The organism is Celerinatantimonas marina (assembly GCF_046054165.1).
Classification (GTDB): Bacteria; Pseudomonadota; Gammaproteobacteria; order Enterobacterales; family Celerinatantimonadaceae; genus Celerinatantimonas.
Window position 1 is genome coordinate 113,905 of record NZ_JBFNXK010000004.1, and the last position, 18,836, is coordinate 132,740.

An 18,836-nucleotide genomic window follows, 5' to 3' on the forward strand; every position below is an offset into this window, starting at 1 on the left:
ACTCCATCAACACACAGCTATGGCCGGTGCCATAGCTGTGAAGATTAAACTTACAACAACTTACGAATGACGATGAGAAGTCTGAGTCGGTGAGGTGCTACCACCGGCCATCTCAAACACTTTTTGATCGCCTACTGTCGCACTACGAGCCAGCAGATAACCCACTAACAATATCGCGAGTGCACAGAACAAGAATAAGAGCCGGCCCCACCAAGGATTTGGAATTAAGACCATCAGAATCAATCCCACACCCATCACTGAAGTCAACATACCCAGTTTTTTACGTTGCTGACGGTCAAATTCACTCTGCCCTTCACCAGCGACACATTCAGTGTCCACATCTTCAAAGAACGCTTTAGTTTCTTCAATATAAGGGTCGTTTTCTTCTTTGTACAAGAAGGAGGTTAACCAGAAGAAGCCCAGTGTAAAGATAAGGTGTGCGGCAATGGTATCGACCAAACGCAAGGCTGAGAATTCACGACCAGTTAGATGAGTCACACCGAACCAACCAGCGACCACATTTGGAGTCACGATTTCAAAGACCATGTAGCTGACGAACAGACCGAAGATCACAGTGACCCAAGGTGCCCATTTTGGTGTTTTGCGGATGAAGATACCTGCAAACAGAGGGACCAAAATTGGTGATTGCAGCAATGTGGCAACAGTCATCATCAGGTCAAACAGGCTCATATGTTTCAATGAATTGAAGAACTGAGCCATCACGATAACCAGCACCCCGTTTACAATACAAACCACCTGCCCAGCGACTAAGTTTTCTTTATCACTGGATTTGCCTTTACGGAATATGTTGGAGTAGAAACTACGGACAAAGATACCGGAGTTACGGTTCAAAGCAGAATCCATTGAAGACATTGTGGCGGCAAACAAACCGGCCATCAACAGCCCAACAGTTCCTAACGGCATGGTATTTCGGGCAAAGACCAGATAAACCGCATCGGTAGCTTTCGACCCCAGTTCAGGATAAGCCTGTGCTGCATCAGGATACAAAATGGCACTCGCCCATGGAGGAATGAACCAGATAATGGCACCACAGATCATCAGACACATGGCCAAAATGGCAGCTTTGCTGGCATTTTTAGAATCTTTCGCATTTAGGAACCGATAAGATTCCTGCATGTTATTGATACTCTGCAACTGTTTCACAATGAAGAAGAAAAAGCTACCGACTAACAATATTGGGAAGTGCATGTCAGGGCCCATGATGAAACCCGATGGGAAATCAGTAATGATTTTACCCGGACCGCCAACAGCAACGAGCGCCACAATCGCACATGCGACTGAAATGACCGCGACCACCAGTGTCTGAATAAAGTCCGAAGCCACAACCCCCCAAGCACCGCCGATTAAAGAGATCAACAGTACGACAATCCCGGTCACCCAGATAGTGGTTACGATATCGGCTTTAAATACCGCCGAAGCGAAAACACCCAAACCATTCAACCAAACCCCGGCGTTAATCACACTTAATGGGATAATCACCCAAGTGAAGAATTGTTCATTTACTGGACCGAAACGACGACGGACCCCTTCAGTGGGCGTGTCGACTCGCATCTGCCGGAAACGACGAGCGAAATAAAAATAGGCGGCCACATAAGCTAGAATATTACCGATGAATACCCCTAGAATCGTAAATCCGTCGCTGAAGGCTTTCCCTGCAGCACCGGTAAATGTCCATGCAGAAAACTGCGTCATAAACGCCGTTGCACCAACCATCCACCAGAGCATTCGCCCACCCCCACGAAAGTAGTCACTACTACTTTTCGAGGCCATTTTCTTAAAGATCACGCCGATGATAACCATCAGCAAGAAATATCCGCCAATGACGATGTAATCGTAGTTCATCTCTTTTCCTTGAAACGTTGTTTTAATTTAAACGAATGATAATTTTAAAATTGCAGATGAACCGTGACCTAAATCCAAACTCAGGTGGCATATCTAGTAAAATGACGAATATGTGACAGATCTCACTTTTATGCAGAAAAGTTTACCGTTAATGAAGTGCAGCACTCATTTTAAAAGCGGACTTTATTGTAAGGCAGCCGTGAGCCCCATAGCGACAACAGACCCCCAAAGAAGAAAGTACTGGAAAAAAAACTAACAATAGCGCTACTATCGTTATGTGTTTTACTATATTACGAATCACAAAGACTTGAATGACAATCATTAAATGAACCTTTCGTTTTCAATTTAAATATTCATATAAAAACAATAAATTATTAGTATTTGTTGACCTGTTCTCGTTCGATCATCACGACTAAATGCCGCCTGTAACAGGCATCATTGTCACAAACAGAAGCGATCAATACGCAACAATACCTCTTATCCATCGTGAGTCACTGATTTCGTAACCCGTAAAACTATCGCCTTAGATGACCAAATGGAGCTTTTATGAATCAGACAAAATCGCAATTTATTCGACCCAAATATCTGGCACTGGCCGTGGCCGCCCTTTTATGGCAAAGCGGCGCTCAGGCCGCCGAAAATATTCATGTCACCTATGCCGGTTCAATGGGAGTGGTCATGGATAAAGTCCTCGGCCCAGCCTTTGCCCAGCAAAATAACGTTCATTTTCAGGGGCAAGGCCAAGGAGCCTATGGGATGGCTCACCTGTTGGCTTCGAAAAAAATCGTAGCCGATGTGTTTGTGTCGATCACCCCGGGGCCAATTCAAATCTTAGAAAAAGCCGGATTGGTTGATCATGCCGTGCCGGTAGCCAGTACCAGCATGGTGATCGCATACAATCCAAAAGGTAAATATGCCGCTCAATTTGCCAATGCAGCGCAACATCCAGATCAACAAGCGTGGTGGAGCGTTTTGGAGCAACCCGGAGTTCATTTCGGTCGCACCGATCCCAAAACCGACCCACAAGGGCGTAACATCATCTTCACTATGCAGCTGGCTGGACTTTACTATCACCAACCGGATCTCATGCAAAAAGTTCTGGGAAGTTATCAAAATCCCAAACAAGTGTTCACCGAAGGGGGGCTGCTGACTCGTCTTGAAGCTGGACAAATCGATGCATCATCAGGTTATGAAGCCGCCGTTCGCTCTGCTGGGTTACCTTTTATCTCACTGCCGGATCAGATGAATCTCAGCAACCCGGATATGTCGGTACAATGGTATGACAAAGCGGGCTTTAGCATTAAAAATGCGCAAGGCAAAACGATGGCAATGCACACCCAACCGTTGGTCTACTATGCAGCAATTTTGAAAAATGCCCCAGAACCTAAAGAAGGTGCGGCCTTTATCAAATTCATGCAAAGTGCCAAAGGACAGGCATTGATGCAAAAAAGTGGCTATAGCGCTCCGAAAGGCGGAGACATTTAGTTGCGTTCTCTGCCCTTGTCAGGACCGGCGCTGGCATTATTGCTAGCGCCGTTTATCACCCTTTTTTTAATTACCCCCTGGAATAATTTCCATCTGGATTACGGTGACAGTCAATCGGTTCTGGTTTCACTGGGTTTGGGAGGGATCGCTCTGGGATGTATCATTTTACTAGGAACCCCTCTGGCGTGGTGGTTGGCTCGCACCCAATCCCGCTGGCGAAATTTGGCCGAAATTACCGTTTTGGTTCCACTGCTCACCCCGCCACTGGCGATGGGCATGCTACTGGTATCCGCCTATGGGCCTTATGGCACATTAGGCCAGCTACTCACAACGTTAGGGCTCTCGCTTAATAACAATCCGCCCGCTTTTGTACTCGCACAAATTTATGCTGCTTTGCCTTGGTATGTCTTAAGCGCCCGTTCAGCCTTTGAACAGATCCCCCGAGACATTGAAGAAGTTGCGCTGACTTTAGGCGCGAGCTGGACGCAGATTTTTCTACGCCTTTCACTCCCGCTTTCCAAACGGGGACTAGCCACCGGCATTGCGCTGGCCTGGAGTCGCATCATCGGTGAATTTGGCGTCGTGATGGTCTTTTGCTACTTTCCGCAAGGGATCCCAGTCAAACTCTACATCAACCTGCAAGATAGTGGGGTGGCGGCCGTCTATACGTTGCTGTGGCTCTTATTAATCACAGCGCTTCCTCTGCCACTCTGGTGTCTCATCCGGCGAAAAACCAAGCCTCAACCGTTTTAATGCTTGGTTCCCCCTGTGGCCGTCAATATTGCACAAACGTTAATAGAATGATAATTATGTGATGTTAAGTATCATACAATCTTCTAAGAGACCTCATCATGAATCAAACATGGCTTCCTATTTACACTGACCAACCTTTTTCCGGCTATCTATCTCTCCCCCCATCCGGCCAAGGTCCGGGAATCGTTTTGATCCAGGAGATTTGGGGTGTCAACGAACATATTCGCACCGTTGCCGATCAATATGCACTAGCCGGATTTGTCGTTTTGGCCCCTGATGTCTTCTGGCGACTCACGCCCCGACTCTCACTGAACTACGATGAAGAAGGCAATGCCAAAGCCTTCGAATGTTACAGCAACGTAGATCTCGATTTAGCCCAACAAGACATGGTCACCGCCGTTCAAACGTTAAAATCACGCCCGGAAGTGACTGGCAAAGTAGCGGTCATGGGGTATTGTCTGGGAGGCATGCTCGCCTATCGGACCGCCACCGCAACCGATGTCGACGCAACGGTTTGTTACTATGGGGGCGGCATTGCCAAATATCTCGATGCAGCTAGCCGAATCAGCGCCCCGATCCTGTTCCACCACGGAGCGTTGGATGAACATATTCCCACCGCCGATGTCCAACACATCAAACAAACATTTGCCGATAATCCGCTGGCCACCTTTTATGATTACCCGGAAGCAGGCCACGGCTTTAACTGCTGGGGACGACCCTATATGTATCACCAACCCTCAGCACCACTGGCCCAAGGACGAACCTTAATGTTCTTAGCCAAGCAACTTTATTCATAATACAAGCAGGCCACATCTAGGTGGCCTGTTCCAAGCGGAGACATCATTTAAGCTTCTCGTACCGCCACCGCAAATAAGGTTCGCAAAGTAAAGTTCCCCTGAGGATCCAGTTGTAACGATTCACGGATGTCCAAAGGCGCCATGGCCAATAAACAGTGAATGGCGTTTTGCAATTCCGGCTCGGGCTGCATCCGCTCCAGCCATTGCTGAAAATCTAAAAATAACGGGAAATGTTGACAAAAGTTCAGCGTTAAACCACTGCGAGCTAAAGCATCGACCCACTGCCCCGTCGCATAATCCCGAACATGCGATGGATCGCGCAATAGTTCAATCGCCTGCAACCAGCTATCACAGACACTCGAGCCATCACTCACCACATCAATGATAATCGCCTGTCCCGAAGGCTTTAATACCCGTCGCATCTCCCGCAATGCCGCTTCCCAATGCACCCAATGATGCGCACTAAAACGAGTCACCACATAATCGAAGGATTGATCCGCAAAGGGTAACTGGTTGACATTCCCCTGCTGGGTCTGCACATTGGTCAACTGTAGTTCAGCCGCCCGCTGGCGCACCACATCCAACATCGACTCAGAAAGATCATAGGCCACCATCCGTCCCACATGAGGAGCCAACTGATAACTGACATGGCCACCACCACAGCCTAAATCTAAAACTTGAGCATCTGGTTTTGAGCCGATCCTTTGCACTAACAGGGTTAAATCATCTCCGCTAGCATGCACGGCACTGGTTAAATAAGCCTGTGCCTGTGAACCAAACTGCTGACAAATTAATTGCTCATGATGATAAGGCTCCATAACGACTCCCGATTGTTTTTATAAAAATGGGTAAAAATTCACGGGTAGTATGGTGTAATACGGTAACCTTTAACCAGTTCACCCGTTATAGGGGTATAAAAACTAATATGCAGCCATCCGCGAATTTACTCGGTGCATTTATTCGGGCTCACCGCGAGCAGCTTCCGGCGCCTCAACCCAGTAACGATCAACACCGGAGAACTCCCGGATTAAGACGTGAAGAACTGGCGATGGCAGCCGGGGTCAGTACCACCTGGTTAACTTGGCTAGAACAGGGACGAAGCCAAAGTGCATCGGTCACGGTACTCGCCCGATTAGCTCAAGCACTCCAATTGACCGCGGCAGAACGGGCCACACTCTTTGAATTAGCTGAAAAACACGACCCATATCTGCCAAGCCAGACCCACAAGCCTCTTTCCCAAGCGCTATTGCACCTTCCTGAGCAGTTTTCAGGCCCCTGTTATGTGTTAGATCGTCACTGGCAGGCTTTAAGCTGGAACCCACAGGCCTGTGAGTTATTCATCGGATGGCTGGATGAGAACGGTGATGAGCGCAATTTACTGCGCTATCTATTTTTAAATGTGTCGGCTCGACGTCTCATCCCCGATTTTACAGAACGAGCCGAGCGTATCGTTGCAGAATTTCGAACAGATTTTAGTTTAAACAGTCACGATCCATCGCTACTCCAACTCACCGAACAACTCTGTCAAGAAAGCGCTGAATTTAAACAGTTGTGGCAATGCCAACATGCAAGTTTTCGAGATGGTGGAGAACGTTATTTTGATCATCCAACTCTGGGTCAATGCGGCTATTTGCAAACCAGTTTACAGCTAAGTAGCGATCCGTCCTTAAAACTGGTCTGTTTAAGCCGGTTGGATGATACGTCCGTAACCAACTGAATCAGCGAACCTCATCCCAAAAATCGCCGAAGTTCGGTAGGGCGATCGGTGATCAGCGCCAGGTTGGGCTTCCCAACGAATAACGGCCGGGGCCACAAAACAATAAAACCGCCCCCATCATGAAATAAAACATCAGATTTTCAATCGCCCAAGCCCCAACGCGATCCACTTGAAAGGTAGCATCGATATCAACCATCAACCAGGCCACAACCATCGTTCCCATCATAAAAATAGCTGCAGGACGACAAAGGACCCCGAGCACGATTAAAATAGGGGCGATGATTTCACCGACATAGACCCCATCCCCAACATAAGCGGGTAAACCATAAGCAACCAGCATCTGCTGAATACCACCAATTCCATACTCTAATTTATGAAATCCATGAAACAACAGCATGGCAATCGATAAACGCAGTAATAATTTAGCCAAATCGGGCCGATCAAATACACGGTTAATCCAGTTCAGTAAAGCCGTAATCATAATAAGAGCCTTTTTTATTTTGATTTAGATAATGTATCAAAGCTCATCCGGGAAAAATTGATAGCTATCAAAAAATAGTCAGCAGAAGATATATAAATCATACTTGTTCAAGTTTAACAACCCCACCCGACCTCCCCTTCAAAAGGGGAGGTGTGTAGTGTTCAACCACGATGGAGAAAGTCACACCAGCCCATTTTCACCCTCTCAAGGGCGGAGCCATCCCAACCTATTCTCCACTTCAAAAAGGGGAGTGTTCAACCACGATGGAGAAAGTCGCTCTAGCCCATTATCACCCTTTCAAGGGCGGAGCCACACCAATCTATTCTCCACTTCAAAAGGGAAAGTATTCAACCACGATGGAGAAAGTCACACCAGCCTATTTTCCCCCTTTCAAGGGAGGCGCTACACCAATCTATTCTCCCCCTTTTCAAGGGGGAGTCAGAGGGGGTTGTACAGAATGACGCTTTTAAACCTATAAGACCATGGCGGCAATCCACCCGGTCACCAACAACGGCAAATTATAGTGAATAAAGGTTGGGATCACGCTATCGCGAATATGATCATGTCCCCCGTCCGCATTTAATCCTGCAGTCGGCCCTAATGTTGAATCTGAAGCAGGTGAACCGGCATCCCCCAGTGCAGCAGCTGTCCCAACCAGTGCAACGACTGCGGTATGGTCAAAACCTAGTTGCAGGGCCAAAGGCACATATAATGTGGCAATAATCGGAATCGTACTAAATGAAGACCCAATCCCCATGGTGACAATCAGCCCCACCAGCAACATACTGGCAGCGGCAATAGCTTTGCTACTCCCCAACCAGCCACTTAAGGTCTGAACAAGCGACTGCACATCACCGGTGGCTCGGATGACAGCGGCGAAACCAGCAGCACTAATCATAATAAAGCCAATCATCGCCATCAGTTCAACCCCGCCGGAAAGGACATGCTGTGATTGCTTCCAGCTCACTTGTCCAGAAACAAAAAAGATGGCCAGTCCCCCTAATGCGCCAAAAATCATTGAATCGGTATACAACTGAATCAACAAGGCACACACCACGGCAATCACCGACACAGCCAGCGCAAAACGGCTGGGAACCTGGATCGTCGGATGTTCCATCGGAGTATCCTGAGCCACGTAATCCCGAGGTTTACGATAACTAATAAATACTGCGATCAGCAGTCCAACCACCATCCCGGTAGCCGGTAGCCACATCGCGGGGGCCACTTTAGACGGATCGATATCAAGGCCATTCACACTTAAATTACTGGCCAGTAATTTATTGAGGAAGACTCCCCCGAAGCCAACGGGTAACACCATGTAAGGCGTGACCAGACCAAAGGTGAGTACACAAGCGATCAAACGCCGGTCCAAACGCACGTGATTCATCACATGCAACAGAGGGGGCACCAGGATCGGAATAAAGGCGATATGGACCGGAATCAGATTCTGGCTAAAAATAGCCATCATTAGCAACACCGTACAGACCATCATCCGCACCCATTTCAGGTGCTGATCCGAGGGCGACTGACCCAATCGTTTAATAATCTGGTGAGCAATCCAGTCAGTTAACCCCGAATGGGAAATAGCCACGGCAAAAGCACCCAGCATCACGTAACTCAGCGCAATCTCCGCCCCTTCCCCCAGCCCCTGTTCAAAGGTCTGAGTCATTTCGGTTAGCGAGAGCCCTCCGCAGAGCCCAGCTACAATCGCACTGACACACAGAGCAATCACCACATTTAAACGGGCGACACTCAAAATCAACATCAGAGCGACCCCAATTACAACAGCATTCATTCACGCTTCCTATTTCTACCTGTCCAGCGAATTCAGTTTTAGGGACTGTGGAACTTTTGTGGTTTAATTTTGTTCAAATTAACCACTTTTTGAGCAAACCACCGCTTATGACGCTTAATGGATTAAGCGCACAGGACACAACAAAACGCAGATGACGACCCCGTCATCACGAAAGTTCAACAATCCCTAATGAAAGCGCACTTATATAACGTTTTTTGAGCGGTTAGCCAAGTAGAAAGCCCCAAAATAAGGCATTTTATCCAAAACAGTGCATTTATTGCCGAACTCTTCCACAGCAGTCAAGCGCCTTGCAAGGCCACAAAAGGGAACCGAATAGCTTTAAACTGGTACAAAGATTGCGCGTCATCTGTATCATTTATCTGGTTATATCATTATGTTGCAACTTCCATCCGCTCTACTTGAACAGTTACAGAACTATATTCCAACGTGGTGGCTCAACCCGAAGCAGGACCATTCAGCCGAAATGTTCCGTTCATTACCGCTCAACGCTCAGGATATTGCCCAAGCTTCAGCACGCCTGAAACGGTTTGCGCCCTATATCGCACAGGTCTTTCCTCAAACACAAGCAGCGAAAGGGCTCATCGAATCACCCCTCACCCCTATTCCGAATTTTGCTAAAGCACTGACCGGTTTTGCTGACTGTGATGAGGCCCCGCAACAACTCTGGCTCAAACAAGACAACCAGCTGCCGATCTCCGGCTCAATCAAAGCTCGGGGAGGCATTTATGAGGTGTTAAAAACCGCTGAGGAGATTGCTTGCCGGGAGACCTCTTTTACACCGCAAAGTGATTACCGACAGTTGGCCCATCCAGACTATCAACGGTTATTTAGCCAGTACCAAATTGCCGTGGGTTCCACGGGTAATCTTGGATTATCGATAGGCATTATGTCGGCACAGTTAGGATTTAAAACCACCGTTCACATGTCAGCCGATGCCCGGGAATGGAAAAAACAAAAACTGCGAGATTTAGGGGTGACGGTCAAAGAATATGCCGATGACTATGCAGTCGCCGTTGCCCATGGACGTCAGCAAGCGGAGCAGGATCCCCATTGCCATTTCATCGATGACGAACACTCACATGATCTGTTTTTAGGGTACAGTGTTGCCGCCGAACGCTTGCAGCTTCAGCTCCAGCAGGCCCAAATCCAAGTCGATCGACAACATCCATTGATCGTCTACCTGCCTTGCGGCGTCGGTGGGGGACCCGGAGGCATTGCCTTTGGCCTGAAACAACGGTTTGGTGATGCCGTGCATTGCTTCTTTGCCGAGCCGACGCATTCCCCCTGTTGCTTACTCGGACTAGCCAGTCACCGCCATGCAGAGATCAGTATCCGCGATTTGGGACTGGATAATCATACCGCCGCCGATGGACTGGCCGTCGGCCGCCCTTCTCAGCTCGTCTGTGAGATGATGCAGCCGCTATTAGATGGATGTTACACCGTCGCCGATGAAACGCTTTATCAACTGCTCGCGCTGATGCAACAACAGCAACAAATCCAGTTAGAACCTTCTGCACTGGCCGGTGCTTGGGGACCGGTGATCTGGAACCGTCACGCAGCCGAACTCACCGCACAGCTTGGCTTAACCGCTCAGCAGCACCAGCAAGCGACGCATTTAATCTGGGCGACCGGCGGGAGTATGGTCCCAGAAGCAGAAATGCAACATTACATCGCTCAGGGCGAAGCATTGCTCCAATCCAGAAATGTATAATCAATCCGCCACGGGCCTTTGGGCCTGTGGTTTTCCCCATTGGTCCATGCCAGAAACCGTTACACATTGCTGAATTTACCCTGAAAAATCCTGCTTTTCTCCGATAGTTTTTCGGCTATCTAGCGAATACTGACCCTATATTACTTAGCCGGACAGAACTGCATGATTAATCTGGAAGAGTTTGTTCACTCAATCCATGTGGCAACTGCGTCAGCAGGAGAAGCCCTGATCCAGAAAAACCTGGATTTACTAGAGCGTTTTTTCGAGCCGGCTGACGATGACGACGAAGATATTGCACATATGGCGGATATCGGTCGCTCCGATGCCAAAGTTGAAGCCAAAGCCGGTCGGCGAGCCCCCCAAAATAGCCCCCCCGCAGGTGAGCCCCCTAAAAAATTCATGAGTCATGACTGGGGCGGGGATATTCCCATTCTCAAACCCAAGATGGTGGCCATGCAATATCCGACTGTGACCAAAAATGGTCCTGCCGTGCAAACCGTGAATGTTCCACTGATTACTCTGATCCCCCTGTCTCAGGTCGAACTGCAAGAAATGAGTTTTTCCACCGAACTGGATTTAAGTGTCAATGGTGACGCACTCCAGGTCTCATTTCCCAAACGAACACTGAAGGCGAAAGAGATGGCTGATGAAGGCGCTAGTTTAGGCAATGGAGGCAAAGCGAAACTGGAAGTCAAAATTGCCGCAATGGAAACACCGGATGGGTTGAAATACATCGTCGATGGCTACGAACGAGCCCTCAGAGCCCAGGTTCCCGGTTAATGAAATAACATCAATGTAAAAGTGCTAAATAAACAGACGGAGGAGTCACTATGGCAGTGAGTTCAGGACCCGGGTTAGTTTCAATGGCCCAGCAATTCAGCGGACTTCCGATGGGAGATTTGATCGGAGGACCACTGATGGCCGCCGCCGAGGCCAATAATAAAATGGCGATGACACAGGTTAAATTTATGCTCGACACCTGTTTTAGCAAGCAGCCAACCCAAAACAGCAGCGGAGGAAGCGGCAGTGGGGGCAGTAACAGTGGGAATAGCGGCAGCAGTTCGACCAACTATGAGTACCAGCCAGTGATGGTCGAATTAAAACTAAAACGCCCCATCATTACCACCAATAAGAAGGATGACGGCAATCAGACCGATGTGACGACCGATGTGGCCGAGTCATCGATCACGATACCGCTATTGACCCTGTTACCCCTCAATGCGCTGGCGGTTGATGATGTCAATATCGCCTTTAATATGGAAGTGAAATCCAGCTTCTCAAATGAACAAAGTCAGGAACAGAAAGAAAAAATGAGTGCCGAGGGTAGCTTTGAGGCAAAGATAGGTTACGGCCCGTTCTCAGCCAGCGTTAGCGGCAGCGTCTCAAAATCATCCGAACAAAGTAGCTCTAATACTGAGAAATATGAAAAAAGTAATAAGGCTACATACGATGTGAAAGTTCATGCCGGACAACTCCCATTACCGGAAGGGATCGGGGTGATCATTCAGGCTTACACCGATAATATCGCGCCAATCATGATCACCAAAGACGCTTAATGACATTAAAGGCCTTGGTACAGGGTCAGCTCTGCTCCGGGTTTGAATAGCCAGTGAGGCATCTTCATCCCCTCAGCAAAGAGCAGGCCCAGTTCAGGCCTTAGCACAAGGAATCTGCATGAATATCGAAATCCCCTGCCCAACCTGTCGTGAACACGGCCGCACCAGTATGATTATGATTGAACCGGAACTGCTGCTGCACGGCGCACATTTTAGCTGTCCGCTCTGCCATAGTTCCGTGGCTTTAGCCGTCAAAAGTTATCCGCTCTACCAACAGAGTCTGGAAAAATACACCCACTACCAAATGCTCACTCAGGGTCTTAAAACTGAGGGAGAACACCCCAAACTCAATCGCAGGTAGACTGTATGGCCGAAACCCCAACCCCTTCACTAACTGAGTTATTACTGCGTGATATTCTCCGGGCTAAAGCACATCTAGAGGCCGAGAAATTCACGCCGTTACAGGATTATTTCACCGCAGCAGCAGATGAAACCCTCATGGCTAAAGTGGTTGGAATTCAAATGCCCCAAGTCACCGAAGACGGTATTGTGAACCAGATCCAGTGGATGCCTTTATACATGTTATGCCCTTGCCGCTTTTTTAAACTAGAGAATCTGTCTCTGGAACTAGATGCTTATCTAGAAGCCGACGACCCCGCCAAACCTCGTTCTGAATGCAAACTCACGCTGAATAAAAAAAATGGCTGGTTTTCCGTCAATCGCCCCGTGAGACTCTCGGTCCATTTTAACGAACAAGACGGGATCCGAATCATCACTCAGGACCCTATTTCCCGTTCTAAATGTAAATAAACTCACACGGTAGCGATCCCCGCTTGCCTCTTGATGGTGAAATAGAGATAGTAATGATTCTACTTGATCTTTTATCAGGAACGATCATGACCACCATCAATAAAGACACAACCTTATGTATCTCTCTGGCCGCTCGTCCCAGCAATTACGGCACTCGTTTTCACAACTACCTGTATCAAGCCCTTGGTCTTAACTTTATCTACAAAGCATTTACCACCAGCGATCTACCCGCTGCGGTGAATGGGATCCGAGCCTTGGGGATCCGAGGCTGTGGGGTTTCGATGCCCTATAAAGAAGCCTGTATTCCGTTGGTCGATGAATTAGACCCTTCCGCCGCCTCGATTCAGTCCATCAACACGATCGTCAACACCGAAGGCTCGCTCAAAGCCTATAACACAGATTACATCGCCATCGTCGAATTACTGAAACTCAATCATATTCCAACCGACTATCACTTTGCCCTACGAGGCAGTGGTGGAATGGCAAAAGCGGTCGCCTGTGCGCTACGGGATTTAGGTTTTAAACACGGGACCATTGTGGCTCAGAATCCCAAAACGGGCCCGGCACTAGCCGAGCAATGTGGCTTTAGCTGGCAATCCCAGCTCACAGCCCCCACGCAACTACTGATTAATGCCACGCCCATCGGGATGGCAGGAGGAAACAGTAGCGAGCAGCAATCCTTTACTGATGAACAAGTTGCCGATGCAGAAACAATTTTCGAAGTCGTCGCCACGCCGCTAGAAACCCCGTTAATTCGTGCCGCCCAAAGGTTTGGCAAAAAGTCGATTAGCGGAGCCGATATCTATGCGATCCAGGCTGTTGAACAATTTGCACTGTATACCGACCATCGTCCCAGTGCACAACTCTTCCAACAAGCGGCAGCATATGCCCGAGGAGAGGCATAAGACATTCAGGAACTGCTTGCCACCTCTGAATTCGCATGCGATTGTAAGCTTTCATTAACAGGAGATTATTATGAAATTGTACTATACGCCGGGCGCCTGCTCTGTTGCTGTCCACATCGTGTTAGAAGAACTTTCATTGCCGTATCAACTGGAAAAAGTTGATCTCCGTGAGAAAAAAACAGAAACAGGAGCCGATTACCTAAGCCTCAATAGCAAAGGCTATGTTCCGGCGCTTGGATTGGATGATGGTACGGTGTTAACCGAAGGTTTGGTGATTAACCAATATCTGGCAGACCTGAAACCAGAAGCGGCACTCATCCCCGCTTCCGGAATTGAACGTTACCAATTGCAGAGTCTGATGGTCTTTATTGCCACCGAATTACACAAACCCATGGCGTCACTTTTTAATCCATCCCAAAGTGATGACGCCCGAATTTCGGCCATCCGCCTATTACACAAACGACTAGACTGGCTGAGTACTCATATGAGTGGTGAATTTGTCTTCGGTCCACATTTCTCAATTGCCGATGCTTATCTTTATAATATTCTGAGATGGCATACGATGGTCAAATTCGATCTTGCCGAATGGCCCGATCTCGAAAATTATATGCAGCGCATCAGCCAACGACCTTCGGTTCAGAAAGCACTCACAATGGAAGGCTTGATTTAACATCTTTTTTCAATCAAGAGAGGCCACTCTCTTGATTGCCCTACCTTTTGATAAACAACCTAATATTGTAGAAAATTTGTCATTTTCATTGTCTATACTAAAACTCATACTGCACTGAATTTTACATGTGTCATCATGATTGACATGGCTTCACGCATGTAAGCGCGTATCGTTCACTTGGATTTTGTATTTCAATGACCATTAAACTCAATCAGACCACTTCGGCTCTGCCGCAACTGAATACGGACCATCGACAGGAACGATGGTTATTCATGCTGTTTATACTCCTCATCATCGGTCGCTTGCTCCCGCTTGGAACGCTGCATTTAGCCTTATTCTATGATGAAGCCTACTATCACTTTTGGGCCGTGCATCCCGACTGGGGGTATTACTCCAAACCCCCGATGGTCGCCTGGCTCATCGCCGCAACTACCCGCCTGTTCGGCCATGCAGAATGGGCCGTCCGAATCAGTTCTCCCTTGCTTTATGCCGGCGCGGCCTATTTTGTCTATCTGTGTGGCAAAGCTTTGTATTCGCAGCGCGTTGGCTTATGGGCGGCACTGATTTTTTATTCCTCACCATTAGTCACCTTCAACAGCGTTTTTGTCACTACCGATGCCCCCTTGCTATTATTTTGGGGGGGAGCCTGTTGGCTGTTTATTCTGGCATTACAAAAAAATCAGCTTAGATGGTGGAGCCTGTGTGGTATCGCACTGGGACTTGGACTGCTCTCTAAATATACGCTGGCCCTCGTGATGATTGGCATGGCTATTTATCTAATCGCTTCCCGGTCAAATGCGTATGGCAAAGGCCCGTGGCTCGCTCTACTGCTGGCTATTGTGATCTTTTTACCGAACCTTATCTGGAATGCGCAATCGGGTTTCATCAGCTTTGTCCATACCGCTGAAATCTCAAAACTCTCTCACCAACTCGTCCATCCTGGTAAGTTTTTCGAATTCTTTGGAGGCCAGTTTTTAGTCTTTGGTCCAATCAGCATGCTATTGCTACTGATCTATACCTTCCGCATGCGCCACCAACCGCACTGGCTATTACTGGTCACCCTGAGCTGGCCGCTGCTCCTACTCATGTGTATTCAAGCCTTTTTAGCCAAAGCCAATGCCAACTGGGCAGCCCCCAGTTATCTGTTGGCATCCCTTCTCATTGCAGCCGGGTTGCAGATTAAGCAACGCCATAGATGGTTAGCCGCCTTACTTGGGCTAAATATTTTCTGTGCGGTCGTGCTCTTTAGTTATCCGTTGCTCCAAAAGGCGTTAGCTATCGAACCTACCCGCCACAATACCCCTTACCGACGTGTACTCGGTTGGCGAGAACTGATGCATCATGTGCAACAGAAAATTCCTGATGCCGCTCAGCAAAACTGGGTGAGCAGTTCCAGAATGCTCTTATCTTATGCGCATTATTATTTGAGTGATTGGCCTGCCCATCAACCAACCCATGTGTTCAGTTTTAACCCTCACAGGGAAATTCGAGATCAATTTGATTTACGCTATGACATTGCTCAGGCGCAAGCTCACTCATTCATTTTCATGTCTCAGTCACCACTGCAACTTCAGGGCTGCTTCCAGAGTATCCAACCCCTAGGAATCGTTAGCCAGACGAAATATGTTCATCTGCAACGTTCCGTTTATCTCTATCGAGTGACAGGATTTAAAGGCTATGAAAACTGTTCTACCGCACAGCATTAATGCTATCTGGCGCTGGGACCTACTGCTGTTTATCGTCTCAACCCTGCCTTTTTATCTGTTTCCTCAGATTGATCTCTGGGTTAGTGGACTGTTTTATACTCATCACGATCAGTTTATCTGGAAACATCACCCACTAGTCATTGGACTTTATTTGATTTTTGGTCATATCCACTGGCTATTGATTGTCTTGTTTATCGGGGGGCTGATCTACTGCGTGTTACCCAAGCAAAATGCCGGGAAACGCTACTGGCGAAAACGACTGTCGTTTTTAATGATCACCCTCATCCTCGGGCCGGGACTGCTCGTTAATACAGTCTTAAAAGATCATTCCTTTGGCCGCCCTCGCCCTATTCAAATCGAACAATTTGCTGGCCATGATGACTTTGCCCCCGTCCTCCATTATTCCGGAGAGTGTCGGCATAACTGTTCATTTGTAAGCGGGCATGCGTCTATTGCTTTTTATTTCATCGTTCTAGCTTGGGTATTCAAAAAACGCCGACTCTTCTGGCTGGGGGTTGGTTTAGGAAGCCTCGTGGGATTTATCCGGATCCTACAGGGAGCGCATTTTTTAAGTGATATCGTATTTGCCTTCTGGGTGGATTACATCGTTTGTCTAACGACGGCCAGTGCATTTCAATTTCAATTTTTTCGAACGAAAATAACACCGCGTTTATCTGAAAAACTCCGACTGCTAAAAATAAAACACTAGGGGCTATGAAATAGAGATTGAACCACATGCGCACAGACCCCAAAACGTTCGGGACACATTTAAACCGAGCGATCGCTCCGGTTGCTCAACTCGTTGAATGTCACGTGATCAAGCAACACGATCCTTCAATGCGTGTTTCCCCATATAAATTACACTCAAACATCTTCTTTAATTCCAAGTGAGTACATCAGAACAATAAAAAATACGCCAATCAACATAAAAATAGCCATGCAAATTAAGCTAACTAACAGAACACGCCAGTTGGAATGAAAATCTAAGACATGACTATCGATCACATCTTTCTTCTTAAATTGTAATTTTTCAATCAAAAGCTTCGTCACACCAATAGTGATCGTCGGAATAGCCATACTGGGAAAGTTATCTGGTAAAAATGGTAAAATCACAATAAGAATAGCGATCACCAGAGTCCCAAATCGCGTTGTCTTTTTAACCGCATTCTGATTACCCAATACATTAAAATTTTCTCTAATAAAAAAAGCAGATGCTAAAGGTCCCCCTAAAAATCCCCCAAGTGCCGCTTGTATGGGAGAATAAACTTTACGCTCTGACATATAAATACTCCTGAAGACCCCAAATGATACAGATTAAAACTTTAAATAAGTCATAGTATAAAGTTAATGAGCTTCTCGATATACCCAGTTTTTTCAAAATTATCAATAACCAAAATAACATAGCATTCATCTACTTCAGCCCCATAGTTCTTACGATCCCATCTCGGTTACGAACAGGCCCACATGGACGAAAATCCACTTGATGCACATCAGTATCTAACTTGGAATACCCGTAAGTTATTCATCATGCTATTAAATTTCAAATAAATTGAAGCACCAAGTTATAGACTAATTTAAATCCATATAACACAATAATAGTTCCACAGATCAAATTTATAATTCTTAATATTTTTTTATTAAATCGTTTTTTATTAATAGATATAATTGTGGAAAGTGATACAAACCAGACTACCGAAGCCAGTGCGGTTCCTATGATAAAAAAGTAAGAGATATTACTAATTAATGTAGCTCGCATACCACCGAGCAATAAAGTGCCATCAATAATAGCTTGTGGATTAAACCAGGTAACAATTAAGCACTGAAGTATAACCTTAAATACAGACTCATTCAGATGGTTTCCTTCAATATCATTTGGAACTGTTCTAATTAATGAGAAGCCGATGTAAATAACTGCAACCGAACCAAAAATTAATATAATTTCTTTTACGATAATATAATTTTCAAGAATAATTCCAACACCAAAAAAACAGGCTAATGCTAAAGATATATCAAAAAAAGTAGTAATCAATGCAGTTGTAAATGCACTCCATCTACTTTTATAAATGGCCGCATTAATAGCATAAGCATTCTGCATTCCGATAGGAGCCACATAAGCCAATCCTAACAGGAATCCTTGTAATAAATATGTAAGTTTCAATTTTATTCTACCTAATTCAATTCATTTTTAGAGATTTATCTATTATAAAATCAACTTTATATTTTATATAAGATAATTAAACCGATTAATCATAGAACCTAGGTCATTCCAATAGAAAAATAAATTTTATTAAATCTATTCTCTATATGATTTAGGTCTAGAATTTGTATCGATAATATTATTCCAAAATTTTAATATTTGGATCTATGGTGACTGAATTAAGATAATGTCATATATATATTCTTTTATGACCTTCATAAAATTGTATCCTTTATTAAAAGTCTAAATTTTAATAAAATATTAAACTCATATTTAATAACAAATGGTTACAGCTCATTTTATATGGATAATTCTATTAGTAAAGTTATTTTTATGTTAATCCATTGTTGGATATTTCATAATTCATCA

General features: G+C 46.3%; 19 protein-coding genes. 13 read left to right on the forward strand and 6 right to left on the reverse strand.

The annotated features are described in order from the left end of the window. Positions 1-60: 60 nt before the first annotated feature. Positions 61-1,863, reverse strand: coding sequence for a sodium:solute symporter family protein (locus tag ABUE20_RS05810; protein WP_408618914.1), 1,803 nt, complete (start codon positions 1,861-1,863; stop codon positions 61-63). Positions 1,864-2,409: 546 nt separating this feature from the next. Here ABUE20_RS05810 and ABUE20_RS05815 point away from each other — a divergent pair. The 3 genes from ABUE20_RS05815 (at position 2,410) to ABUE20_RS05825 (ending at position 4,898) form a co-directional block, all read left to right on the forward strand. Continuing rightward, entirely contained in the window at positions 2,410-3,348 is a 939-nt protein-coding gene (locus ABUE20_RS05815) for an extracellular solute-binding protein (RefSeq protein ID WP_408618915.1), read from the forward strand. After that, complete coding sequence (locus tag ABUE20_RS05820; RefSeq protein ID WP_408618916.1) at positions 3,349-4,101, forward strand: molybdate ABC transporter permease subunit; 753 nt, start codon at positions 3,349-3,351, stop codon at positions 4,099-4,101. A 98-nt stretch (positions 4,102-4,199) separates the two neighbouring features. Continuing rightward, positions 4,200-4,898, forward strand: coding sequence for a dienelactone hydrolase family protein (locus ABUE20_RS05825; RefSeq protein WP_408618917.1), 699 nt, complete (start codon positions 4,200-4,202; stop codon positions 4,896-4,898). A 47-nt stretch (positions 4,899-4,945) separates the two neighbouring features. Here ABUE20_RS05825 and ABUE20_RS05830 read toward each other — a convergent pair whose 3' ends face one another. Continuing rightward, a complete protein-coding gene (locus ABUE20_RS05830; RefSeq protein ID WP_408618918.1) occupies positions 4,946-5,716 on the reverse strand; it encodes a class I SAM-dependent methyltransferase in 771 nt (256 codons plus the stop codon). A 107-nt stretch (positions 5,717-5,823) separates the two neighbouring features. On the opposite strand from ABUE20_RS05830, the gene ABUE20_RS05835 reads away from it, so the two are divergent. Beyond that, positions 5,824-6,615: a helix-turn-helix transcriptional regulator gene (locus ABUE20_RS05835; RefSeq protein ID WP_408618919.1), complete on the forward strand. Its 792-nt coding sequence runs from the start codon at positions 5,824-5,826 to the stop codon at positions 6,613-6,615. 52 nt (positions 6,616-6,667) lie between these two features. Here the strand turns inward: ABUE20_RS05835 and ABUE20_RS05840 are convergent, their stop codons facing one another. Then, complete coding sequence (locus ABUE20_RS05840; RefSeq protein WP_408618920.1) at positions 6,668-7,096, reverse strand: DoxX family protein; 429 nt, start codon at positions 7,094-7,096, stop codon at positions 6,668-6,670. A 472-nt stretch (positions 7,097-7,568) separates the two neighbouring features. Then, positions 7,569-8,891, reverse strand: a complete 1,323-nt coding sequence (locus ABUE20_RS05845; protein WP_408618921.1) for a Na+/H+ antiporter family protein — start codon at positions 8,889-8,891, stop codon at positions 7,569-7,571. A gap of 394 nt (positions 8,892-9,285) precedes the next feature. Between ABUE20_RS05845 and dsdA the strand changes: the two genes are divergently transcribed. The 9 genes from dsdA to ABUE20_RS05890 all read left to right on the forward strand — a co-directional run bounded on the left by dsdA (position 9,286) and on the right by ABUE20_RS05890 (position 16,979). After that, entirely contained in the window at positions 9,286-10,623 is a 1,338-nt protein-coding gene (gene dsdA, locus ABUE20_RS05850) for a D-serine ammonia-lyase (protein ID WP_408618922.1), read from the forward strand. Positions 10,624-10,785: 162 nt separating this feature from the next. Then, positions 10,786-11,403 (forward strand): DUF2589 domain-containing protein, encoded by a 618-nt coding sequence (locus tag ABUE20_RS05855; RefSeq protein ID WP_408618923.1) that lies wholly within the window; start codon positions 10,786-10,788, stop codon positions 11,401-11,403. A 50-nt stretch (positions 11,404-11,453) separates the two neighbouring features. Then, positions 11,454-12,179: a DUF2589 domain-containing protein gene (locus tag ABUE20_RS05860; RefSeq protein WP_408618924.1), complete on the forward strand. Its 726-nt coding sequence runs from the start codon at positions 11,454-11,456 to the stop codon at positions 12,177-12,179. 118 nt (positions 12,180-12,297) lie between these two features. Then, positions 12,298-12,540, forward strand: a complete 243-nt coding sequence (locus tag ABUE20_RS05865) for a hypothetical protein (RefSeq protein ID WP_408618925.1) — start codon at positions 12,298-12,300, stop codon at positions 12,538-12,540. Between the two features lie 5 nt (positions 12,541-12,545). Next, positions 12,546-12,989: a hypothetical protein gene (locus tag ABUE20_RS05870; RefSeq protein ID WP_408618926.1), complete on the forward strand. Its 444-nt coding sequence runs from the start codon at positions 12,546-12,548 to the stop codon at positions 12,987-12,989. Positions 12,990-13,075: 86 nt separating this feature from the next. Continuing rightward, positions 13,076-13,894: a shikimate 5-dehydrogenase gene (locus tag ABUE20_RS05875; protein WP_408618927.1), complete on the forward strand. Its 819-nt coding sequence runs from the start codon at positions 13,076-13,078 to the stop codon at positions 13,892-13,894. 70 nt (positions 13,895-13,964) lie between these two features. After that, positions 13,965-14,564: a glutathione transferase GstA gene (gene gstA, locus ABUE20_RS05880; RefSeq protein ID WP_408618928.1), complete on the forward strand. Its 600-nt coding sequence runs from the start codon at positions 13,965-13,967 to the stop codon at positions 14,562-14,564. Positions 14,565-14,758: 194 nt separating this feature from the next. Beyond that, entirely contained in the window at positions 14,759-16,270 is a 1,512-nt protein-coding gene (locus ABUE20_RS05885; protein WP_408618929.1) for an ArnT family glycosyltransferase, read from the forward strand. Beyond that, positions 16,242-16,979 carry a phosphatase PAP2 family protein gene (locus tag ABUE20_RS05890; RefSeq protein WP_408618930.1) on the forward strand — a complete coding sequence of 246 codons (738 nt, stop codon included), beginning with the start codon at positions 16,242-16,244 and terminating at the stop codon, positions 16,977-16,979. Before ABUE20_RS05885 ends, ABUE20_RS05890 begins: the two co-directional genes overlap by 29 nt. Positions 16,980-17,134: 155 nt before the next feature. Here the strand turns inward: ABUE20_RS05890 and ABUE20_RS05895 are convergent, their stop codons facing one another. Both ABUE20_RS05895 and ABUE20_RS05900 read right to left on the reverse strand, forming a co-directional pair. Then, positions 17,135-17,551: a hypothetical protein gene (locus ABUE20_RS05895; protein WP_408618931.1), complete on the reverse strand. Its 417-nt coding sequence runs from the start codon at positions 17,549-17,551 to the stop codon at positions 17,135-17,137. Between the two features lie 259 nt (positions 17,552-17,810). Next, complete coding sequence (locus ABUE20_RS05900) at positions 17,811-18,428, reverse strand: LysE/ArgO family amino acid transporter (protein WP_408618932.1); 618 nt, start codon at positions 18,426-18,428, stop codon at positions 17,811-17,813. Between the last annotated feature and the right edge of the window lie 408 nt (positions 18,429-18,836).